25 protein-coding genes and 1 riboswitch are annotated in these 23,208 nt (G+C 38.9%); of the genes, 24 read left to right on the top strand and 1 reads right to left on the bottom strand.

Going from position 1 to position 23,208, the window contains the following annotated elements; genetic code table 11:
• Positions 1–169: 169 nt before the first annotated feature.
• From CBF33_RS02605 to CBF33_RS02550, 12 genes are all read left to right on the top strand, one after another.
• Complete coding sequence (locus CBF33_RS02605) at positions 170–1,606, top strand: NCS2 family permease (RefSeq protein ID WP_126761324.1); 1,437 nt, start codon at positions 170–172, stop codon at positions 1,604–1,606.
• 74 nt (positions 1,607–1,680) lie between these two features.
• Positions 1,681–2,394: an AzlC family ABC transporter permease gene (locus CBF33_RS02600; RefSeq protein ID WP_126761321.1), complete on the top strand. Its 714-nt coding sequence runs from the start codon at positions 1,681–1,683 to the stop codon at positions 2,392–2,394.
• The gene (locus CBF33_RS02595) at positions 2,378–2,707 is read left to right on the top strand and encodes an AzlD domain-containing protein (protein ID WP_126761319.1); all 330 of its coding nucleotides are present in this window, start codon (positions 2,378–2,380) and stop codon (positions 2,705–2,707) included. The genes CBF33_RS02600 and CBF33_RS02595 overlap by 17 nt, the downstream gene beginning before the upstream one ends.
• A 53-nt stretch (positions 2,708–2,760) precedes the next feature.
• Positions 2,761–3,618, top strand: a complete 858-nt coding sequence (locus CBF33_RS02590) for a CvfB family protein (protein ID WP_023605551.1) — start codon at positions 2,761–2,763, stop codon at positions 3,616–3,618.
• A gap of 60 nt (positions 3,619–3,678) precedes the next feature.
• Entirely contained in the window at positions 3,679–4,905 is a 1,227-nt protein-coding gene (locus tag CBF33_RS02585; protein ID WP_170167730.1) for an MFS transporter, read from the top strand.
• Between the two features lie 105 nt (positions 4,906–5,010).
• Positions 5,011–5,478 (top strand): ferric iron uptake transcriptional regulator, encoded by a 468-nt coding sequence (gene fur, locus CBF33_RS02580; RefSeq protein WP_126761315.1) that lies wholly within the window; start codon positions 5,011–5,013, stop codon positions 5,476–5,478.
• 99 nt (positions 5,479–5,577) lie between these two features.
• Entirely contained in the window at positions 5,578–6,465 is an 888-nt protein-coding gene (gene xerD / locus CBF33_RS02575; protein ID WP_126761313.1) for a site-specific tyrosine recombinase XerD, read from the top strand.
• Positions 6,466–6,530: 65 nt separating this feature from the next.
• Positions 6,531–7,328 carry a segregation/condensation protein A gene (locus CBF33_RS02570; RefSeq protein WP_126761311.1) on the top strand — a complete coding sequence of 266 codons (798 nt, stop codon included), beginning with the start codon at positions 6,531–6,533 and terminating at the stop codon, positions 7,326–7,328.
• Complete coding sequence (scpB, locus tag CBF33_RS02565; protein WP_126761309.1) at positions 7,312–7,920, top strand: SMC-Scp complex subunit ScpB; 609 nt, start codon at positions 7,312–7,314, stop codon at positions 7,918–7,920. Before CBF33_RS02570 ends, scpB begins: the two co-directional genes overlap by 17 nt.
• Before the next feature lie 3 nt (positions 7,921–7,923).
• Positions 7,924–8,646, top strand: a complete 723-nt coding sequence (locus tag CBF33_RS02560; RefSeq protein ID WP_023605545.1) for a pseudouridine synthase — start codon at positions 7,924–7,926, stop codon at positions 8,644–8,646.
• A 4-nt stretch (positions 8,647–8,650) separates the two neighbouring features.
• A complete protein-coding gene (locus tag CBF33_RS02555; RefSeq protein WP_023605544.1) occupies positions 8,651–9,361 on the top strand; it encodes a response regulator transcription factor in 711 nt (236 codons plus the stop codon).
• Positions 9,362–9,401: 40 nt separating this feature from the next.
• Positions 9,402–9,528: riboswitch (FMN riboswitch) on the top strand.
• Positions 9,529–9,659: 131 nt separating this feature from the next.
• Positions 9,660–10,256, top strand: coding sequence for an ECF transporter S component (locus tag CBF33_RS02550; RefSeq protein WP_023605543.1), 597 nt, complete (start codon positions 9,660–9,662; stop codon positions 10,254–10,256).
• A 45-nt stretch (positions 10,257–10,301) separates the two neighbouring features.
• Here the strand turns inward: CBF33_RS02550 and CBF33_RS02545 are convergent, their stop codons facing one another.
• Complete coding sequence (locus CBF33_RS02545; RefSeq protein ID WP_126761307.1) at positions 10,302–10,517, bottom strand: ferredoxin; 216 nt, start codon at positions 10,515–10,517, stop codon at positions 10,302–10,304.
• Positions 10,518–10,547: 30 nt separating this feature from the next.
• On the opposite strand from CBF33_RS02545, the gene CBF33_RS02540 reads away from it, so the two are divergent.
• From CBF33_RS02540 to CBF33_RS02485, 12 genes are all read left to right on the top strand, one after another.
• Positions 10,548–11,603, top strand: coding sequence for a helix-turn-helix domain-containing protein (locus CBF33_RS02540; protein ID WP_126761305.1), 1,056 nt, complete (start codon positions 10,548–10,550; stop codon positions 11,601–11,603).
• A complete protein-coding gene (locus CBF33_RS02535) occupies positions 11,600–13,066 on the top strand; it encodes a RecQ family ATP-dependent DNA helicase (RefSeq protein WP_126761303.1) in 1,467 nt (488 codons plus the stop codon). Before CBF33_RS02540 ends, CBF33_RS02535 begins: the two co-directional genes overlap by 4 nt.
• 31 nt (positions 13,067–13,097) lie before the next feature.
• On the top strand, positions 13,098–13,778 hold the full coding sequence (locus CBF33_RS02530) for a LysM peptidoglycan-binding domain-containing protein (RefSeq protein WP_126761300.1): 681 nt from the start codon (positions 13,098–13,100) through the stop codon (positions 13,776–13,778).
• Between the two features lie 65 nt (positions 13,779–13,843).
• Positions 13,844–14,524, top strand: coding sequence for a (d)CMP kinase (gene cmk, locus CBF33_RS02525; protein WP_202585703.1), 681 nt, complete (start codon positions 13,844–13,846; stop codon positions 14,522–14,524).
• Positions 14,525–14,605: 81 nt separating this feature from the next.
• Positions 14,606–15,802 carry a 30S ribosomal protein S1 gene (rpsA, locus tag CBF33_RS02520; RefSeq protein WP_023605537.1) on the top strand — a complete coding sequence of 399 codons (1,197 nt, stop codon included), beginning with the start codon at positions 14,606–14,608 and terminating at the stop codon, positions 15,800–15,802.
• A 140-nt stretch (positions 15,803–15,942) separates the two neighbouring features.
• On the top strand, positions 15,943–17,253 hold the full coding sequence (gene der / locus CBF33_RS02515) for a ribosome biogenesis GTPase Der (RefSeq protein WP_023605536.1): 1,311 nt from the start codon (positions 15,943–15,945) through the stop codon (positions 17,251–17,253).
• 213 nt (positions 17,254–17,466) lie between these two features.
• Positions 17,467–17,742: an HU family DNA-binding protein gene (locus CBF33_RS02510; protein ID WP_023605535.1), complete on the top strand. Its 276-nt coding sequence runs from the start codon at positions 17,467–17,469 to the stop codon at positions 17,740–17,742.
• A gap of 141 nt (positions 17,743–17,883) precedes the next feature.
• Positions 17,884–19,143 carry a tetratricopeptide repeat protein gene (locus CBF33_RS02505; RefSeq protein WP_126761296.1) on the top strand — a complete coding sequence of 420 codons (1,260 nt, stop codon included), beginning with the start codon at positions 17,884–17,886 and terminating at the stop codon, positions 19,141–19,143.
• A gap of 12 nt (positions 19,144–19,155) precedes the next feature.
• Positions 19,156–19,653, top strand: a complete 498-nt coding sequence (locus CBF33_RS02500) for a YpiB family protein (RefSeq protein ID WP_126761294.1) — start codon at positions 19,156–19,158, stop codon at positions 19,651–19,653.
• Between the two features lie 156 nt (positions 19,654–19,809).
• A complete protein-coding gene (locus CBF33_RS02495; RefSeq protein ID WP_126761292.1) occupies positions 19,810–20,847 on the top strand; it encodes a sugar-binding transcriptional regulator in 1,038 nt (345 codons plus the stop codon).
• Between the two features lie 41 nt (positions 20,848–20,888).
• Positions 20,889–21,887, top strand: a complete 999-nt coding sequence (gene gap / locus CBF33_RS02490; protein WP_126761290.1) for a type I glyceraldehyde-3-phosphate dehydrogenase — start codon at positions 20,889–20,891, stop codon at positions 21,885–21,887.
• A gap of 107 nt (positions 21,888–21,994) precedes the next feature.
• On the top strand, positions 21,995–23,176 hold the full coding sequence (locus tag CBF33_RS02485; protein WP_126761288.1) for a phosphoglycerate kinase: 1,182 nt from the start codon (positions 21,995–21,997) through the stop codon (positions 23,174–23,176).
• Positions 23,177–23,208 lie beyond the last annotated feature (32 nt).

Here is a 23,208-nt window from a genome sequence, read left to right as displayed (position 1 = left end):
TTGATACACCTTATAAAAATAAGTGAAAACGATTGAAATACGAACAATAACATTAAAAAATGATTTAAAGTGAAGAAAAAGCTTGCTTGATTAAAAACTTAGTCTTATAGTGTAAATGTAAAGATTAATCAAAAATGTGCGTCATAGCACAAAAGGAGAAAAGTCTAACATGGAAAAGTTTTTTAAGCTAAAGGAAAATGGTACGACAATAGGGACAGAGGTAATGGCAGGTTTTACGACCTTCTTTGCGATGAGTTATATTTTATTCGTTAACCCGTCAATTCTGGCTATCTCAGGCATGCCGTTTCAGGCGGTGTTTCTTGCGACGATTATAGCGGCAGCGATTGGTACATTGATTATGGGGTTGTTCGCTAATGTGCCGTATGCTCAAGCACCGGGTATGGGACTCAACGCGTTCTTTACTTTTACGGTAGTTATCGGATTAGGATATACGTGGCAACAAGCTTTAGGCATGGTATTTTTATGTGGAATTATTAATATTATTATTACAGTTACTCGTATAAGAAAATTGATTATTCGAGCAATTCCAGAGAGTTTACAACATGCAATCGGTGGCGGTATCGGGATTTTTGTTGCCTATGCAGGTTTAAAAAGTGCCAACTTATTAAGTTTTTCAGCGGATCAAGGTGCCATTACACATGCTGTCGTTGAAGACGGTGAAGTAACAAATGTTTTTATGAATGGTGGTATCGTGCCAAGTTTAACGACTTTTAATCATCCAGAAGTTATTTTAGCGGTGATCGGCTTATTACTTACAATTGTATTAGTCGTATTAGATGTCAAAGGTGCGATTTTAATTGGGATTATCGGGACGACTCTTGTAGGGATGATGATGAATGTCGTAGACGTTTCAGCGATTGATTTTGAATCAAATTCTTTAAGTAGTTCGATTAAAGAATTAAAAACAACATTTGGTGCAGCATTTGGTGCAGAAGGATTGCCAAGTCTATTTACTGACAAAGCTAAAATTCCACAAGTATTAATGACGATTTTGGCATTTAGTTTATCGGACACATTTGATACGATTGGAACATTTATTGGAACAGGTCGACGCACTGGTATTTTTAGTCAAGAGGATGAAGAAGCACTGGAAGACAGTAAAGGACTTAATTCTAAGATGGACCGTGCATTGTTCGCTGATGCGATTGCGACAAGTATCGGAGCTGTTTTTGGAACGTCTAATACGACGACTTTCGTTGAAAGTGCAGCGGGTATTGGTGCAGGTGGACGTACTGGTCTAACATCTGTTGTTGTAGCAATTCTATTTTTATTAAGTAGTTTATTTGCACCGATTATTGGTGTAGTACCGCCTCAAGCAACCGCGCCTGCTCTAATTGTTGTAGGTGTCATGATGTTAGCTTCATTTAAAGAAATCAACTGGTCATCATTAGAAGAAGCGGTTCCAGCGTTTTTTGCTTCTATTTTTATGGGCTTATCTTTTAGTATTTCTTACGGAATTGCTGTTGGATTTATCTTCTATGTTTTATTGAAAGTTGTAAAAGGGAAAGCGAAAGAAATCAGTCCTATTTTATGGATTGTCACTGGCCTATTCATTTTAAACTTCGTCATTTTAGCAGTACTATAATCATTCAAAATATGATAAAATTAAAATCTCACTATAAATTAGTGAGATTTTTTTCATGAAGGAGTGACGAGAAAATGCAGAAAATTACCCAATCGTATACTTTTGAAGATGGTGTCAAGGCTTGCTTGCCAACTGTTCTTGGCTATGTTGGGATTGGCTTAGCTGCTGGAATTGTTGGCAAAGGAGCAGGCTTAAGCGTACTAGAGGTAACGCTGATGTCATTATTAATATATGGGGGTAGCTCTCAGTTTGTTATTAGTGGGTTACTCTTGTCGGGAGCGTCACTATCAAGTATGGTGCTAGCGACTTTTCTTGTAAATTTCCGTCATTTATTAATGAGTCTTTCCGTATCTTTTCATTTTAAAGAAGCAACACTCGCGCATCGCGTGGGAATTGGCAGTTTGTTAACGGATGAATCTTATGGCGTCTTGATGACAGCTATTCAAAATAAAGAAGCTATTAATACAGCATGGGTACATGGATTAAATATTATGGCGTATATTACGTGGGTGGTTTCAACAGCGATAGGTGCTTTGTTAGGATCGGTCATTCCCAATCCTGAAATTTTTGGGTTAGATTTTGCGATTACAGCGATGTTTATCGGATTGGTTACATTGCAAGCGGAGTCTTTTATGCGAGTTAAACGTCGGGCAACTATCATCGTTATAATAAGTGTGGTGGTGACGTTTATCGTCAGTCAGTGGTTGTTATCAGCTGAAATGAGTGTCATCGTTGCGACATTGATAGGATGTTTTATGGGGGTGCAAGTCGATGAGTCTAAGAATTGAAATAGTTATTTTAATCATATTGGCAGCACTTGTGACTTGGGTACCACGTGTGCTACCGTTTTTACTTTCTTCAAAAATGAGTTTTTCACCTAAGAGCCAAAAATTCTTGTCTTTTTTACCTATTGCTATTTTAGTCGCTTTATTAACGCAGTCATTTATTAGTTTAAATGATGTCGGACGTTTGACGGTTGATAGTTTAAAACTCATAGCAACGATACCGACATTGTTAGTTAGTATTTTAACGAAAAACTTAATGTGGACCGTGCTTGTTGGGATGATAAGTATGGCGCTTTTACGATTCTTCGTGTCCTAATCGGTAGGATATGTTATAATAATAGCTACTTTAAGGAATGGACTGAGGAAATTATGAAAGAACTTTTAGGGACAACATTTACAGGTCTAGTGACCGATGAAAATGAACACTCTTATTTTATTCAAAAACAAGGGATTACTTTTCGCTTAGATAAAAGCGAAGGGGAACATGAATTAGGCGAAGCGGTTGAAGGGTTTGGATATGTTAACCAACAAGGGGACTATCGTATGACAACGGAAATACCAGCTATTCGTCAAGGACAATATGCTTTTGGTGAAGTGGTGGCAACACGTCGTGATTTAGGTGCTTTTGTTGATATTGGATTACCGGACAAGGAGATGGCGTTATCTTTAGATGAACTATCTGAAATGCGTGAACTATGGCCTAAAAAAGGGGATAAACTTTGTGTGACCTTGCGTGTCGATGATAAAAATCGTATGTGGGCAAGTTTAGCTGAGGACGAGTACATTCACAGTTTGAGCCGAGTGGCAACAGAGGATATGCATAATAAAGATGTTTTGGCGATCGTTTATCGGACAAAACTGGTCGGTACGTTTGTCTTAACAGAAGATTATCATCTTGGTTTTATTCATCCAGATGAGCGTGAACAAGAACCGCGTTTAGGTGAAGAGGTTAAAGCACGTGTTATTGGAGTGCGTCCAGATGGCATGTTAAACTTATCGTTAAAACCGCGCGCTCACGAAGTTATCAGTGATGACGCGATGATGATTTTAACCTTCTTGGAACAATCAAGAGATGGCGTGATTCCCTATTCAGACAAATCGACACCTGAAGAGATTAAGCAAATGTTTGCGATTAGCAAAGGACAATTTAAACGTGCTTTAGGATCGTTAATGAAGCAAGGGAAAATTAAGCAAGAGAACGGAAAAACGTATTTAATTAAAAAATAATTTACAAAGGAAGACGATTGCTTCGGCTTCCTTTTTCTCATGATATTGGGGGAAGAGAGAATGACAGACATTACGTCTATGCAAACGCGTTTGCATTTGCATGTCACACAAGCGATATATTGGATTTCATTTTGTTTTATTTCTGGTTATGCAACGGTTTACTTGTTATCTAAAGATTTTTCAGATGGTCATATAGGGATGATTATCTCGTTAGCTAGTCTTTCGTCGGTCGTGATTCAATTTTCAACAGGGCGTATTTTAGATAGCGTTAAAGGACTGACCGTTCGTAAACTCATGATGTTTTTTGTGGCATTGATTACAGTCACGAGCTTTTTACTCGCACGGTTTACTTTTTCAGACGGACTTTTATCTTTCTTATATTGTTTATCCTTAATCTTTTTATTAAATTTACAACCATTAGTGACATCATTAATCTATGAGTACATTAACTTGGGAACGCCAATGTCTTTTTCGTTTTCTAGAGGAATTGGTTCACTAGTATTTGCGACGACCTCTTTGATTTTAGGGCAATGGTTAGCCACACATTCGACACAGTGGCTTCCAAACTTATCGACATTAAGCATGGCGTTACTTTGGGTGTTACTATGGCGCCTGCCTGTTGTAAAGGATGAAAGGCATCATGAAGAGTTAGCTGAACAAGCCTTGAAAACTGCAACTCATGAAGAAAAGATGAACGACTCATCTCAAGCAACATCGCTTTTTAAAAAGTATCCTAATCTGGCATTGTTCATGTTGGGAATGACCTTTATTTTTTCTTTTCATACAATTGTTAACGTCTACTTGCCACAGATATTACATCGTTTAGGTGGCGGAACATCAGCAGTGGGAACGGCGATTGCTGTCGCAGCATTTTGCGAAATTCCTGTTATGTTTGGTTTTCAACGTTTAGAGAAAAAAGTCTCGGTTGAAAAACTGATTCAGTTTTCAGTCGTCTTTTTCTTCATTCGTAGTTTGATTTATTTATTTGCCAGTCAACTTTTAGCTATTGTACCCGCACAACTTTTACAAGGGTTATCGTTTGCTATTTTAACACCAGCCTATGCTCACTATGTCAATCAAAATATGTCGGCACTAGACCGCGTGAAAGGGCAAACGTATATGATGGCCTGTGTCACTCTAGGGAACGTGATTGGGAGCTTTGTTGGTGGCTATATCTTAGAATGGCGCGATGTCACAGCGTTATTAATATTCGGAACAATCTTAGCATTTTTAGGGATGGTCAGTTTGATTCGCAGCGTGCGCACACATGAGAATGTTTCACAGTAAATCTAATTGAGAATCGCTTGATTAAGCAGTGGATTTAGATTATAATGAGTTTAATTTGGTGAAACGTTAATAATTCTAATTGAGAATGAGAAAAGGAGAATGAACATGGATGCCACAACTTCGACATTAAAAAATATTCGGAAACAATTACACGAAGGTGGCTATAAATTGACTCCTCAACGTGAAGCAACGGTTTTAGTTTTACTAGAGAACGAAAAAGATCACTTGTCAGCAGAAGAAATCTATATGTTAGTCAAACAAAAGAGCCCAGATATTGGGTTAGCAACAGTCTATCGTACGTTAGAGATGTTAACAGAATTGAAGATTATTGATAAAATCAGTTTCAATGATGGTTTATCACGCTATGATATGAGAAAAGAAGGCGCTAAACATTTTCATCATCACTTGTTATGTTTAGAATGTGGTGACATAGAAGAAATAGAAGAGGATTTGTTGATTGATGTGGAGAAGGTCGTCGAACGACGCTTTCGTTTTCAGGTTACCGACCATCGTCTAACATTTCACGGTGTCTGTCATCAATGTCAACGTCAATCACCTAAACGAGCTCGTTAAGTTAAAAAAATCAGACCTCATAAAAAGGTCTGATTTTTATTTTGCTGCTTGTATACATAATCAGATTATTGTAAACTTGTTAAAAAGGAGAGGGTTTTTATGATGCGCGAAATAGAAGATTTCTTATATTATAGTAAAATTGAACGTGGATTATCGCAAAATACGATTATCAGCTACCAACGTGATTTAAATCAATATGTAGCGTATCTGCAAGAAGAAGGGATAAACAGTTGGTCGGATATTGATGTAACAGTTGTCAAAGTGTTTTTGCAGCGGATGTCGGAAGCAAACAAATCAGCCGCTACTATTACGAGAATGATTTCGACGTTGAAACGATTTCATCAATATATCCGTCAAGAACGGATCATCGACCATGACCCTATGCAACACATTAAGCGTCCTAAAAAAGGCGTCCAGCTTCCTAAAACACTAACGCTTGAAGAGATTGAAACGTTAATTCAAACACCCGATACGACCACAGCTCTAGGGTTGCGCGACCGTGCTATTTTAGAAGTCATGTACGCGTCAGGTTTGCGTGTGAGCGAGTTGACGCATTTGAAATTAGACGATTTACGACTAGAATTAGGGTTAATCCAAACTATCGGAAAAGGGGATAAAGAACGCATTATTCCACTAGGTGATCATGCAATTTATTGGATTGAACAATACTTAGAAAAAGCACGGCCTGAACTAGTTCAAGATTCAAGTGTGCCTTACTTATTTTTAAATCATCGTGGCGGAGGCTTTTCACGTCAAGGAATTTGGAAAAATTTAAACCAGCATGTTTTAACAGCAGGTATTCAAAAAAATGTCACCCCGCATATGCTTCGTCATAGTTTCGCTACGCATTTACTAGAAAATGGGGCGGATTTAAGAATCGTGCAAGAACTTTTAGGTCACGCGGATATTTCGACGACGCAAATTTATACGCACGTTTCAAAACAACGCATGAGCGAAGTCTATCAGCAATATTTTCCTCGTGCATAAAAAAGTAAACGTCGCTAGGCGTCTATGTTATAATAAGAGATTGACAAACGCTGTTGGAGGTAAGTATGAGTGAAGAGCTAAAAGTGAAACTGGATGTGTTTGAAGGGCCGTTAGATTTGCTACTTCACTTGATTCAGACATTAGAAATAGATATTTATGATATACCCATTGCGGAGATTACAACTCAGTATATGAATTATATTGACACGATGACGATTTTACAATTGGATGTCGCGGGTGATTACATTGTGATGGCCGCGACGTTGATGTCGATTAAAAGTCAAATGTTATTGCCCATCGAAGACGTGACACATGATGACTTAGAGATGGATTATGAAGTGGAAGATCCACGAGAAGCCCTTGTTCAGCAATTATTAGAATATAAAAAGTACAAAGTAGCGGCAACTGTCTTACATGAAAAAGAAGCCGAACGCCAACATTATTTTTCTCGTCCACCGACTAACTTGGATGACTTTAAAGAAGAAGTCCCACCATTAGAGCCAAATCAAGTGAATACATTAGACTTATTTTTGGCGTTTCATGATATGATTGAGCGTCAGAAAAAACGTCTGCCACGGCATACGACAGTTCAAAGTGAAAATAGGACTATCGAAGAACAGATGACACGTGTCTTAGAAAAAGTAAAGACAGCTTCTGCGAGTGAAGCCGTACGTTTTGATGATTTATTTGACGTGTTTACCCGTCCTGAAATCGTGACGACATTTATGGCGGTTTTAGAACTTATAAAAACAAAAGAGATTGTCGTGCGTCAATCAGAGGCGTTTCAACCAATCTATGTATTTCAACACTCGGGGAATGAAGAAACAGAATTAAGGAGTGAAATCGATGACACTGCAAGGTAAAATCGAAAGTTTATTATTTGTGGTAGGGGATGAAGGGTTAACGTTAGACGAACTGGCGTATCTGTGTGAAGATAATACGGCCACCATCTATCGCATGATTGAACAGATGAATGAACGCTATACATCGGAAACGCACTCGAGTTTTTATATCATGGAAACAGGTCATCGCTTCACGCTTGTGACTAAAAAGGAATATGCGCCATTGTTACAAAAATACGCACAGTCGCCGATGTCTAATAAATTATCGCAAGCTAGCTTAGAAACACTGGCAATTATTGCTTACAAACAGCCGGTAACACGCGCTGAAATTGATGAAATTAGAGGCGTGCAATCATCTGGTGCTTTACAAAATCTCGTCACGCGACATTTGATAAAAGAAGTGGGTCGAGTTGAAGGGCCGGGTCGTCCAATTTTATATGGTGTGACGGATTACTTCATGAATTACTTTGGATTAGAACAGCTGAGTGAATTGCCGTCAATCAGTGAGATGGAAGCTGAACTATCTGAAATGACAACAGAAGATTTATTTTTTCAATCGTCAGTCGAAGAAATAATCGAAGAAGAAACAGGGTTAATGGAAGGGGAAATATAAAAAGTGGAACGTTTGCAAAAAGTGATGGCTCAAAGCGGTGTGGCTTCACGCCGAAAATCAGAGCAACTAATATTAGAGGGTAAAGTAAAGGTCAATGGCAAAAAAGTAACAGAACTTGGTACAAAAGTAAGTAAGAAAGACACGATTGAAGTAAATGGTGTACCTGTTTTACAAGAAGAACACGTCTATTTCATGTTATATAAACCTAGAGGCTATATATCAGCTGTTACCGATGATAAGGGAAGAGAAACGGTAGTAGACTTATTACCAGGTGTAACAGAACGCATCTTCCCAGTCGGTCGTTTGGATTATGATACGTCTGGCCTTATCTTACTGACTAACGACGGTGAGTTTACCAACCAATTAAACCATCCTCGCCATGAAGTAGATAAAGTATATGTCGCGAAAGTAAAGGGCGTCCCTACCAATGCGATGTTATCGCCTTTGAAAAAGGGTGTTAAAATTGATGGACGCATGACAGCGCCAGCACGCTATGAAATATTATCTACTGATCGAAAAGCAGATACGGCGATTGTTTCTTTAACAATTCATGAAGGTCGTAATCATCAAGTTAAAAAAATGTTAAAAGAAGTAGGCTTTCCAGTGATGAAATTGAAGCGTGAGCAGTATGGCAATCTAACATTGAAAGGATTAAAACCTGGACAATATCGTAGCTTGTCACAAAAAGAAGTGCGTCAACTATTAGATCTTTCAAAAGAGGGATAGAGGGATGAACTATCGGATTTTGTTGCTAGAAGAAAATCCACGAACCGTTCGCTTAGTTCGCACACTTTGTGAGATGAACGGTTACGAGATGACTGTTTTATCGGATTTAACTAGACTTGAGAAAACACTCGCGCTCGTAAAACCTCATTTAGTAATAATGAATTTAAATTGGCAAAATCATTTTACCTATCAACCACTTAAAAAGGTGGTCACAACAACGCAATTACCTGTTTTCGTCCTTTCACGTTTCGAAGATGATGGACAGGTAATTCGCGCGTTTGAGGAGGGAGCGCAAGAAGTATTGCGTCAGCCTTTCCACGAAGCAGAGTTGCTTCATCGAGTGCATCGCTTACTCTCGCTCTACTATGCTCCGCCAGCTTTCATTCGTATTAATGGTTATCGTTTTTTTGAAGGATTGCGGCTAGATGAGGAGCGACAGGTCGCTTGGCTATTTTTACAACAAATTGATTTAAAACCCTTAGAGTTTCGCTTGCTCGCTTTTTTGATTGACCATGTAGAAGAAGTTTGCACGCGTGAGCAATTATTAAAAGAAGTCTGGGGGTATCATCTGACCGACCACGGTCGCGTCGTCGATGCACAGATTACGCAGTTGCGTAAACAGATTGGTCGCGTTTCGCCAGCCTACGCCGAACTGATTACAACAGTGCGTGGCAAAGGCTACCGATTAGTTAAGCCAAAGACTTGCATCTTGTGAGAAATTTGGTATACTAATAAATGAACATAAAATTAAAAAGGTTCGTCTTCAGGGCAGGGTGTAATTCCCGACCGGTGGTGATAGTCCACGACCTATCTTGGCAACAAGATGGCTGAATTGGTGAAATTCCAATACCGACAGTAAAGTCTGGATGGAAGAGGATAGAGCTTATTTGGTGAACAATTCCAATTAAGACTTTAGCTATTTTCTGCCCTTATACAGAAAATAGCTTTTTATTTTGGTTAATTGTTGACAAACAAAGCTCCATGAAGATGAATTCTTCACAGGAGGAAGAAAAATGAAGAATTATCGTGCAAGAAAAATGGTCACAGTAGCAATGTTGGCGTCTATTTCGTTCGTTATTATGTTTTTTGCGTTCCCGGTTGTCCCACTATTTCCTTTTATGAAAGTCGATTTTAGTGAGATTCCGATTTTAATCGGTGCATACTTATTGGGACCAGGAGCAGCGGTTGCGATTGCAGGACTACGTTCGATTTTGCACCTTTTAGCAACCGGAAGCGACTTATCACAAGTCGTCGGTAATTTTGCGAGCTTTTTAGCAGCTTTAGCGTACGTCTTACCGATATACTATATTACTAATCGCTCAAAGGCAGACACTTCAAGACTAGGATTGGGACTTGTCACTGGGACGACTTCCATGACTGTTCTGATGATGCTAGCGAACTATACGTTTATTTTACCGCTTTACATGAAAATCTTAAACTTTGATTTAGGAATGAGCACGATGAAATATTTAGTCGTCGGAGTCTTACCTTTCAACGTTATTAAAGGAATTATTGTTAGTACGGTATTCGTTCTTGTCTATAAAAAATTAATTCCTTGGCTCATTTTAAAGCAAGGGTTTGGCAATGAAAATCAAATCATAAAAAAATAAGAGAAAAAAAGGAGCGTTTATGTGCGAACACAAACGCTCCTTTTTTTATGCTTGTTTGTCAATTACAATTGCGCGTGTCGGACATTTACGATAAGCGGCAAGCGTACTTTCTTGTAATGCAGGGGGAATGACTTGTTCCTTCATCGTCTGATTGTCTTTAAAAAGGACTAAACCGTCTAAATCATAATCAAAGACGTCAGGCGCTTTTAATTGACAAAGTCCGCATGCAATACATTTTTCTGGTATAATTTTACATAACATAGATGATAAACTCCTAACGAGGTGAGAATTTTGCTGACGACTGACCATTTTATTTTAACGTGTTTCGACCATGGATACAAGGTGCGTGTGAGTACGTTGTATCATGTACTCGTAGGGAAACGTACTGGCTCTGTTTTAGTCTACGCTTTTTTTTATCACCAAATGAGATATTTCGGCCTGCTCCCAAATTTAAACCGCGACGTGTATGATGACGTATTAGCGCGACTTGTTGCGAATGAGTTTTTATTACAAGATGAAACGACCGTTCAGTTGACGTTAAAAGGTCAGCGTGAATTAACTAGGTTACGTGCGTTACCTAATGAGAATATTTGCTCTCATCGTTATTTAAAAATCGACGATGAGTTTTTAGACTTACTATTGTTTGCCACGCAAGTGATTTCTCATTTAGCGTACGTTGAAAAAGACTACACACCGATTGAGGTACGCGTTGATAAACAACGTTTTATACGAAGTTGGTTGCAAGTTCAAACGTCTGACAGATATGTGCTGGCTGAAGCGTTTTATCAAGAGTGGTTTTCGCTATTAACAAAACTCCCATTAGAAGAAGCGACTTATTGGACAAAACGTCTGTCAGGTCACGAGAAGATAGGACGGACGAGTCATCAATTATTGACGGAAAGTACGACAGATGCTTTTGCGGTCTTTTTGTGTGAGAAAAACTATCAACATCATTTATTATCAGTCTTGGAGCAAGATATTGTTCATCTTCCTATGATGAGAAGTCTGAGAAAAGGGCTGACACATCACCCATACAATCAAAGTATGTTAGAAACCGTAGAGGTGATAAAAGAAAAAGGAACGCTAGAAGCCGTTCAAACAATACGACGTTTAAAATATAGTACGGTCGTCGATCATTTGATTGAATGGGCAATTTACGACGAGCATTATCAAACGTGGTTCAGTCTAGCACCGCAAACAGTTGCGAAGCTGAAAGTATATGAGAAGCAACATCCGATGATTAGAGATTGGCGATTTAAGGATGTACAAGCAGTATTGCCTGAAATTGAATTTTATGAAATGCGGCTGTTTCAAATCAATGAAATAAGAGTGGAGGGAAGACGATGAAAGACTTACAGTCGGCTTTATCACACTATTTTGGCTATCAAGACTTTCGAAAAGGCCAACGTGAAACGATTGAAGCCGTTATGGAACAACGGAATGTCTTGGCAATATTGCCGACGGGAACGGGCAAATCGTTATGTTATCAGTTACCGACTTTATTGTTAGACGGTTTGACGGTCGTCGTTTCTCCTCTGATTGCCTTAATGGATGACCAAGTACAGTCGCTGAAACAAAAAGGGATTTTTTCGGCAGTTACCTATAATAGTTCGTTAGATTTTAATGAAAAACGAGCGTTGCTTTCTTCTCTTTCTCAACAAAAGTTTTTGTTCATCAGTCCAGAAAGCTTGGCAACCTCAGCTGTTATCGAAGCCCTTCAGAGATGCTCGATTAGTCTGTTTGTTGTAGATGAGGCTCACTGTATTTCTGAATGGGGGTTAGATTTTCGTCCAGAGTATGAGCAGATTCCTCAAATTGTCGCACAATTAACTATTAAAAAATGTCTAGCACTTTCAGCTACTGCCACTGCTGCCGTCCAACAAGATATCGAACAAAAATTATTTTTGAACGAAGAGGTAAAAGTCATACGCTATTCGGTTGACCGGCCTAATATTACCTACTCGGTTGTGACATGCACGACTAAAAATGAAAAAGAAGACTTTATAGATTCATTTTTAGACCGTCATACTTTGCAACAAGGTATTTTATATTTTTCTAGCAAAGCAGAAGCCGTGCGTATTAGCGATTGGTTGCGTCATGAACGTCATCAATCAAGTGCTTTTTATCATAGCGATTTATCTCATCAAGATCGGCGATTGATTCAAGAACAGTTTTTAAAAGGCGACGTGCGCATACTCTGTGCGACGAGTGCTTTTGGTATGGGGATAGATAAGTCGGATATTCGTTTTGTAATACATTTTCATTTGCCTAGTAGTTTAGAAGCGCTTGTGCAAGAGTCTGGTCGAGCGGGAAGAGATGGCAAACTCGCTCACAGCATTGTACTGTATCAACCATCTGACTGGCACATACATCGTCATTTAGCAAGTGAGAGTTTGGCAGAATATCGTGATTTTAAAGCACGTATGGAAAGTGCACAAAAAGACGTCCAATCCTTTACTGATTTACAAAAAACGTGGTATGACCATTACCAACAAGGATGGCTGTCGCTTAGTCGACTTGAAAAAATGTGGGAGAAAAAACTGCAACAACGTGAAAGACAAACTACTATCATGCGTAGGTGGTTGGAGATGACGAATTGTCGCAGACTGGGTATTCATCATTATTTTGAAAGTGGGATGTTTCCAGCGCCCATCAAGAATGAGCATTGCTGTGATAATTGTCAGCCAGACATTTGGCAAACACGTTTACCGGAAACTGAAAAAGTAGAAAGTCATGATTCGACAGAATGGCAGACGGTATTAAAAAAACTTTTTAACGTTGGCTATTCAAGTCAAAATATTGTAAAATAAGAAGCGAGTATAAAAAGAGGGGGATTCAGACGTGAGTAAACAACCAGATGAAAAACAACCATGGGAACAACCGATTTATGAGACGGAATATGAAACGAATAGTTCACGTTCCGAAAAACGAACAGGTAATAAAGGAAATATCGTCTTTATGTCGATATTAGTCCTGTTATTAGTTGCGATTGCTGCCATTTTAGTCTATATATTTGTTATTGCAACCAAAGGAGATGTCGCTGAACCGCCGAAAGAGCCAGCTAAAGTCGAACAAGTAGAAAAGAAAGAATCTGAGGCTTCTAAGAAAGAAAAAGCTGAGAAAGAAAAGGCTGAAAAAGAAAAAGCTGAGAAAGAGAAAGCGGCAAAAGAAAAGGCTGAAAAGGAAAAAGCTGAGCAAGAAGCAGCTGAAAGAGAAAAGGCTGAACAGGAAGCAGCACAACAAGCTGAGCAAGAAGCAGCTGAACAAGAAGCGGCGCAACAACAAAACCAACAAAACCAAAATAACCAACAAAATCAACAGAATCAAAATAATCAACAAAACCAAACGCAACAAAATGAACAACCGCAAGCTGGAGGACCAGGAACGCACACAGTTCAGCAAGGGGAATGGTTGTGGAGCATCGCTAGACAGTATGGAATAGACCCTAAACATTTAGCTGAATTAAATGGATTAGGTACTGACTCAGAGCTTCAACCAGGTCAAGTATTACGAACACAATAAGCAAAAAGTCGTCAATTGACGACTTTTCTTATGGTTAAAATGTAGGATGGATTAGGGAGAGAATCATGAAGAATAAGATGCAAATTGCTATTGACGGACCAGCCTCAGCTGGAAAAAGTACGGTCGCTAAGATACTGGCGAAAAAACTCGGTTATGTTTACTGTGACACGGGAGCTATGTATCGAGCGCTAACTTATATGGCGCTTATGAATAAAGTTTCGTTAGCTGATGAAAAACGGCTCGTATCTCTTTTGGACGAGATGACGATTAGTTTTCGACAAGAGGCAGACGGACAGCGCGTTCTCGTTAATCATCAAGATGTCACCGATGAGATTCGTGAAGCTAATGTTAGTCAAAATGTTTCGGAAGTATCTGCTCACTCAGGTGTACGAGAAGCGTTAGTACGCCAACAGCAAGAAATTGCTGCACAAAGTGACATTGTGATGGATGGTCGTGATATTGGGACGATTGTTTTACCTAACGCTCCTGTTAAGATTTTTCTGATTGCCAGTGTCGCTGAACGTGCGCAGCGCCGATATGAAGAAAACAAAGCTAAAGGGATGACCGTAGAGCTTGAGCAGATCAAAAAGGAAATTGAAGAGCGAGATTACAAAGATACCACTCGCAAAGTATCACCGCTTGTTAAAGCAGAAGACGCGATAGAATTAGATACAACGGGACTGTCTATTGAACAAGTCGTAGAAAAAATCGAGCAAATTATCCAAAAACACGACTTTTTTCAATAAATAAGGGTATATCCTAGAAATCGTCCGTTAGATAAGGTACAATGGTATTAGAACTTTTTGTTGGTAAGGAGGCCACGAGTTATGTCAGAAATGGAAAAAAATGAAATGGAAACGACAAGCATGATGGATGCTCTAGATAGCGTTCAAGAAGTTAAAATTGGAGATGTGGTGCAAGGGGAAGTTTTACAACTTGAAGATAAACAAGCCCTTGTTGGAATCGTAGGAGCTGGATTAGAAGGCGTTGTTCCTTTGAAAGAGTTATCTACTATGCCAGTTGAGGATATTAACGACGTCGTAAGCGTTGGAGATGTTTTAGACTTGGTAGTCATTACCGCTATCGGCAAAGATAAAGAAAATGGTAACTATTTATTGTCTAAACGTCGCTTAGAAGCGAAAAAAGTTTGGGAAGAAATCGAAGAAGATTTCAAAAACAATAAAATTATCGAAGCCCCTGTGACAGATGTTGTCAAAGGTGGTTTAGTCGTCGACGTAGGTGTTCGCGGATTTGTGCCGGCATCTATGGTAGAAGATCATTTTGTCTCTGATTTTTCTGAATATAAAGGCAAAACAATGACCTTCAAAATTATTGAAATTGAACCATCAGAAAACCGTTTAATTTTATCTCACAAAGCTGTTGTTCAAGAAGAAAAAGCTGAAATGAAAGAAAAAGTTTTAGCTGACCTTGAAGAAGGAGCAGTTGTGACAGGGAAAGTTGCGCGCTTAACAGACTTTGGTGCGTTTGTTGATTTAGGAGGAATCGATGGCTTAGTTCACGTTTCTGAAATTTCACATGCACACGTTGCAAAACCATCAGATGTCTTAGAACCAGGACAAGAAGTAGAAGTGAAAGTTCTTTCAATTGATCCAGAAAAAGAGCGTATCTCACTTTCTATTAAAGAAACATTACCTGGACCTTGGGCAGATATCGAAGAGAAAGCAGCCGTTGACACTGTTTTAGACGGAGTTGTTAAACGTCTGACAACCTTTGGAGCTTTCGTTGAAGTCTTCCCTGGAGTTGAAGGGTTAGTCCATATTTCGCAAATTTCACATAAACATATTGCAACGCCTCATGAAGTGTTAACAGAAGGTGATGAAGTCCAAGTGAAAGTATTGGATGTACGCCCAGAAGAGCACCGCATTGCTTTAAGTATTAAAGCATTGGAAGAAAAAGAAGAGGAAGAGCCAGTCGTTGAGGAAACATACGAAGTAGAAGAAGAATCAACAGGCTTTACACTTGGTGATATGATTGGTGACGATTTAGACGGAATGTCAGAATAATCATGAAATAAATGAAACTCAGATGACGTTTTGTTGTCTGAGTTTTTTTGTGGGAATTTATAATGAAGAAATAGCTTGCCACAAGCGTATTAGGTAGGGTAAACTACTAAAGTATGAGGAATTTAAAGGAGGGATGTCTCATGGCAAACCCAACAATTGCCATCGTCGGACGACCAAACGTTGGAAAGTCGACGATTTTTAATCGGATCGCGGGAGAACGTATCTCGATAGTTGAAGATACGCCCGGAGTTACACGCGACCGTATTTATGCCGTAGGAGAATGGCTTGGAAGAGAATTTAGTATTATTGATACGGGTGGTATCGACTTAGGTGACGAACCATTTATGGATCAAATTAAATATCAAGCAGAAATTGCAATGGATGAAGCCGATGTGATTATTTTAGTGACGAGCGGACGTGAGGGTGTCACAGACGCTGATGAAATGGTCGCAAGAATGTTGTATAGTACGAACAAGCCAGTATTATTAGCCGTCAATAAAGTTGACAATCCAGAGATGCGAAATGATATTTTTGATTTTTATGCATTAGGACTTGGAGACCCATATCCCGTATCAGGTAGTCATGGTATCGGATTGGGAGATTTATTAGATGACGCAGTGAAACACTTTAATCAAGAGCAAGAAGAAGAGGATGACAGTATCATTCGCTTTAGTTTAATTGGACGTCCAAACGTCGGCAAGTCATCATTAATCAATGCGATTCTTGGTGAAGAGCGAGTGATTGTTTCTAACGTTGCAGGCACGACGCGTGATGCGATTGATACGCACTTTACATCTGAAAGCGGTCAGGAATTTTTAATGATTGATACTGCCGGTATGCGTAAGAGCGGAAAAGTGTACGAGAATACGGAAAAATACAGTGTCATGCGAGCCATGCGAGCGATAGATCGTTCTGACATCGTGCTAATGGTCATAAACGGTGAAGAAGGAATTCGTGAGTATGATAAACGAATTGCCGGTTTCGCTCATGAAGCTGGTAAAGGCGTCATTATCGTCGTGAATAAGTGGGATTTAGTAAAAAAAGACACACACACGATGAAAAAGTTTGAAGAAGACATTCGCAAAGAGTTTAAGTACTTAGACTATGCGCCGATTATTTTCGTATCAGCGAAAACCAAACAACGATTACATTTGTTACCTGATTTAATCGAAACGATTAGTTTAAATCAAAACTTACGTATTACATCGTCTGTGTTAAATGATGTTATCTTAGATGCGGTAGCGATTCATCCGACACCAACAGATAAGGGTAAACGTTTGAAAATTTTCTACGGCACACAGGTAGCAGTTAAACCGCCTACTTTTGTTATGTTCGTGAATGAAGAAGAGCTAATGCACTTTTCATATGCTCGGTTCTTAGAAAACCAAATTCGTAAAGCTTTTCCGTTTGAAGGAACACCTATTCGAATTTTAGCACGTCGTCGAAAATAAAAACTGGCATTTTATCACAGGTTATCTAAATGTGCAAATCAATTTGTTATTCTATAAAAAATACTCAAATTCCTTGATAATACAATGTTTGTGTGGTATCTTTGTTAATGAAATATTGAGTCATCAATTTTTCGTTAGCATCAAACTTTTCGTAAGTTTGATGACTCAGATGTCCAAACACATCTTATCATTTTTCGGAGGTGAAATTGAAACATGGCAAACAAAGCAGAATTAATTGAAAAAGTAGTTGAGAAAACAGACTTAACGAAGAAAGACGCAACAGTTGCTGTTGATGCAGTCTTTTCATCTATTCAAGACTTTTTAGCTGATGGCGAAAAAGTACAAGTGATTGGTTTCGGTAACTTTGAAGTACGCGACCGTGCGGCTCGTAAAGGACGTAACCCACAAACAGGTGAAGAAATCAGCATCGCTGCAAGTAAAGTACCTGCATTTAAACCAGGTAAAGCACTTAAAGACGCTGTTAAATAATAAAGGATAGTTAAGACTAGTAAGTTGTAAAACTTGCTAGTCTTTTTATCTCGCTTTATGCTTATGAGAGTTGACTTTAGTTGCCAAAACAAAAGAAAATTGTCATAATCATGAATAGTGAAAGAAGAAAGGGTGCAAAACATGGCCGAATTTTATAGCATACAAGCACTTCAAGCAATCGAAGAAGGCGATTTAATTGAGTTTCAATTATTATTTGAAGAAGCGCTTATTAATGATCCAGATGAAGTAAAGGAACAACTTGCTTATCAGTTATTAGAGATTGGCTTTATTCAACAAGCTGAACAATTATTTGAACGCTTGTTAGAAGCGCATCCAACACAGCATCATTATCGTTTACCGTTAATTGACATTGCGATAGATAATGATGACATTGATCAAGCAGAGTATCACTTAGACCAGATACCTCAAGATGACGAAAGCTATCCAGGTTCATTATTAGCCGCAGCTGATTTATATATGACGTTAGGCTATCCAGAAGTGGCAGAGATTAAGCTGAAAGAAGCGCATGAGCTATTACCTACTAACGCGACGATTCAGTTTGCACTTGCTGAGTATTATTTCGACCAAGCTAACTATGAAGCAGCGATTCCTTATTACACTTATTTAGCAAAATTACGTTTACCTGAGTTTAAAGATTTGTTTGTTTTAGACCGATTAGGTATGTGTTATAGCTATGAAGGAGAGTTTGAAGAAGCGGTTGTCGTGTTAGAAGAAGCGCTAGAAGACGAGCGACGTGATGAAACATTGTATCAACTTGCTTTAGTTTATATTCAACTTGGACAGTTAGAAAAAGGCATTTCGTTATTAGAAGAAATTCGACTATTGGGAGAGTTGAGTGCGGGTGGTTATCTTGCATTAGCAAGTGCCTACCTAGACGAAGAAGAGCGAGAAAAAGGTGAAGAAGTGATTTTAGAAGGGGTTAAACACTTCCCTTATAACAGTTCACTTTATCATTTAGCGTCTGATTTTTACTTCCAATATCACGATGAAGTCCAAGCGGAAGAGTACTTGCGCCAAGTGATTTCCTTTGAAGAAGATAGTGAACTATCTAAAGTAAAATTAAGTTTCTTGTTATTGCGTCAAGAACGTTACGATGATGTGATTGAGATGTTAGCCGAGTTAGGAGAAGCTATGACAGCACAAGGTCATTGGAGCTTAGCTCAAGCCTATGTTGGAACGGAAGACTATCCTAAAGCCTTTAAGCACTATCAACTAGCGCTACCAGGTTTGGCAGAAGACCCAGAGTTTCTAAAAGAATATGCGTTATTCTTGCGTGAAGAAGGCGAAAACAAACACGCTTATCACGTCTTGCTACGCTATTTACAATTAGTACCTGAAGATTTAGAAATGAACGACTTATTTGAACAGCTAAGAGAGTAAAGGGATGGGAACATGATAGGGATGAAACAAAAATGGTTGTGTGAAGTCGTAACGCAACATTCGTTACAAAATCGTGAAAGCTACTGGTTACTAACCTATCTTTTAGAACATGAAACTATTTTAAAAAACGTTCATTTTGTTGAGCGATGTGCCGCAACACCTCGTGGACTTGAGATTAATTTGAATTCAGCGTATGAACCATTTGTCTTCTATAAAAATGGCCAAGCGTTTTTTGACTATCATCAAATTTTTCATGAAATACGTTTACATTGGCAAGACGACCTTTATGTAGAGATTAAACTCGAGCGACCATCCGAACATTTATATCACCTTGCCGTTCTTGAAGCTAATCCTTATATTGACTCAGAGGAAGAAGGAAAAGAGTGGGATGATTTTTTCCATGAACTTCATCGTGAAAGACAGTGGCAAGTCGTTAACCGTGCGTTAGACCAAGGAGATATCAAAGCCTTTCAAAACGTACTAAGCCAGTTAGACGGTGCCCTTAACTAAAAATAAAGGCTCTGACTTGCCAACAAAATAAGAGAGTGTTATACTAAGACTATAGTGATGATTAAGAGTTTTAGTTCGCACTCTTTTTTTTACACTACATGGGTCGTAAAATGACTAGCTGGGTCATTTGTCGTCCAGCTAAGGAGTTTGATAGCAGTGGAGAAAGAACTTCAGCTTTTACAAACGATTGCACCGGACATCATGGATGTTGTCCAAGAACGTTTTACGATATTACGCCAGATTCATTGGATGGCGCCTGTCGGAAGACGAACTTTGGCTGAACGTTTACACATGTCTGAACGTGCGTTACGAACCGAAACCGATTTGTTACGACAGTTAAATTTGATTGACAGTTCTAAAAGTGGAATGACGCTTACCAAGCAAGGTGTAGATCTTGTGCGAGAGCTAGAAGATGTCATGTCCCAACTTTCTGGTATGAAGAAGATGGAGAAAGAGTTAGCCACACTTCTTAATATTGAAAAAGTCATTATCGTCGCTGGAGATAGCGATGTTGATGCGAAAGTATTTGAAAAGTTCGGTCAAGTGGTAACAGACTCACTTAAAATGTTATTACCCGATCGCGATAATATTATCGCTGTGATGGGAGGCACGACAATGGCAGCTGTTGCAAATCAGATGACGCCATTTTCAGAACACGTGCAAAATAATATTTTTGTACCTGCTCGAGGCGGTATTGGTGAGGCGGTTGATATACAGGCAAACTCTGTGAGTGAAATGATGGCAAATCGCACGGGTGGGACATCACGTCCGCTATATGTACCAGAGCGAGTCAGTCAAGAAACATATAACTCACTTTTACAAGAGCCTTTTGTTCATCAAGTATTAGACTTGATTAAAGAGGCGACGTGTGTGATTCATAGCATCGGTCGTGCCATGCATATGGCTAAACGACGAGGCATGTCTGCTCAGGAGCTGGAGATGCTAAAAGAAAAACATGCGGTCAGTGAAGCTTTCGGATATTTTTTCAATGAAGAAGGCGAAATAGTTTATAAAATACCCAGAATAGGGTTACAATTAAAGGAGTTAGAGGAAGTACCTTATGTGCTTGCTGTAACCGGAGGTAGTCGCAAAGCAGAGGCGATTACATCTTATATGACACATGCTCCACATCAAACATGGTTAATCACCGATGAAGGAGCCGCTAATCAGATTTTAAAAGGGGTAACCCTTTAAAATAAAAAATTTTTTCGATTTTCTAAAGGAGGAAATCTAGCATGACAGTTAAAGTAGGTATTAATGGATTTGGACGTATTGGACGTTTAGCATTCCGCCGTATTCAAGAATTAGAAGGTATTGAAGTTGTAGCAATTAACGACTTAACAGATGCATCAACATTAGCACACTTGTTAAAATATGATACAACTCAAGGACGTTTCAATGGTGAAGTTGAAGTTCATGAAGGATTCTTCAACGTAAACGGTAAGGAAGTTAAAGTTCTTGCGAACCGTAATCCTGAAGAATTACCTTGGGGTGAATTAGGAGTAGAAATCGTATTAGAATGTACTGGTTTCTTCACTTCTAAAGAAGCTGCTGAAAAACACTTAACAGCTGGCGCTAAACGCGTTGTTATTTCTGCACCAGGTGGTAACGATGTACCAACAATCGTTTACAACACAAACCATGAAGTTTTAACAGGTGAAGAAACAGTTATTTCAGGTGCTTCATGTACAACAAACTGTTTAGCTCCAATGGCTAAAGCTTTACATGACAAATTTGGTGTTGTTGAAGGTATGATGACAACAATCCACGCTTACACAGGTGACCAAATGACATTAGATGGTCCTCATAAAGACTTACGTCGTGCACGTGCTGCTGCAGAAAACATTGTACCTAACACTACAGGTGCTGCTAAAGCAATCGGTTTAGTTATTCCAGAATTAAACGGTAAATTAGACGGAGCTGCACAACGTGTACCAGTAGCAACTGGTTCATTAACAGAATTATTCACTGTTTTAGAAACAAAAGTAACAGAAGAAGAAGTTAACGCTGCTATGAAAGAAGCTGCTAACGAATCTTACGGTTACAACGTAGACCCAATCGTATCTTCTGATATCGTTGGTATGACTTACGGTTCTTTATTTGACGCAACTCAAACAAAAGTTATGACAGTTGGCGACAAACAATTAGTTAAAACGGTAGCTTGGTATGATAACGAAATGTCATACACTGCTCAATTAATCCGTACATTAGAATACTTTGCAAAATTAGGTTAATTCAAACTTAATTAGATCAGTACTTAATATTCGAACGTAAAAAGCGGGGAAGCAAACGCGCTTCCTCGCTTTTCTATTTGGTATATTATAAAGGAGGCTTTCCCCCGATGACGAAACAAACAGTAAAAGACTTAGACTTAAAAGGTAAAAAAGTATTAGTGCGTGTGGACTTCAACGTTCCACTAAAAGATGGCGTTATTACAGATGACAACCGTATCGTAGCTGCATTACCTACAGTAAAATATATTGTAGAGCAAGGCGGCAAAGCGATTTTATTCTCTCACTTAGGCCGTGTAAAAACGGAAGAGGATAAAGAAGGCAAATCTTTAGCACCTGTTGCAAAACGTTTAGGCGAATTGTTAGAAAAAGACGTAACATTTGTACCTGAAACACGCGGTGAAAAATTAGAAGCTGCTATCGACGCAATGAACGAAGGCGATGTATTAGTCTTTGAAAACACACGTTTTGAAGATATCGATGGTAAAAAAGAAAGCAAAAACGATCCAGAACTAGGTAAATACTGGGCTTCTTTAGGTGATGTTTTTGTGAACGATGCTTTTGGTACAGCTCACCGTTCTCACGCATCTAATGTTGGTGTTTCTTCTAACTTACCTTCAGCAGCTGGTTTCTTAATGGAAAAAGAAATCAACTTTATCGGCGGTGCAGTAGACTCACCAAAACGTCCATTTGTGGCGATTTTAGGTGGAGCAAAAGTATCAGATAAAATTGGTGTCATTGAAAATCTTTTAACAAAAGCAGATAAAATCTTAATCGGTGGCGGTATGGCGTATACCTTCATGCGTGCACAAGGTAAAGAAATTGGTAAATCACTTGTCGAAGAAGATAAAGTGGAGTTAGCAAAAGAATTACTTGAACGCGCTGACGGTAAAATCATCTTACCAATCGATTTTGGTGTCATTGAAGATTTTGAGAATATTCCTCCTGAATATGTATCAGAAATCCCAGCGAATAAAGAGTCATTAGATATCGGACCAAAAACAATTGAACTATTCCGCAATGAATTAGCTGGTGCTAAAACAGTTGTTTGGAATGGCCCAATGGGTGTTTTTGAAATGAGTAACTTTGCTAAAGGAACTATTGGCGTGTGTGAAGCCATTGCGAATTTAGAAGAGGCGACAACAATTATCGGTGGTGGCGACTCTGCAGCAGCAGCGATTCAATTAGGCTTTGCAGAAAAATTCTCACATATTTCAACAGGTGGTGGAGCTTCTCTAGAATATCTAGAAGGTAAAGCATTACCAGGTGTAGAAGCTATCTCAGATAAATAAAAACGAGAAATCGTTTCAAATTAGAAGGAGTG

Origin of the sequence: Vagococcus lutrae (assembly GCF_003987555.1) — a bacterium.
Lineage (GTDB): Bacteria > Bacillota > Bacilli > Lactobacillales > Vagococcaceae > Vagococcus_A > Vagococcus_A lutrae.
The sequence above is the reverse complement of the archived record's forward strand: the minus strand, read 5'-3'. Positions and strand labels throughout refer to the sequence as shown.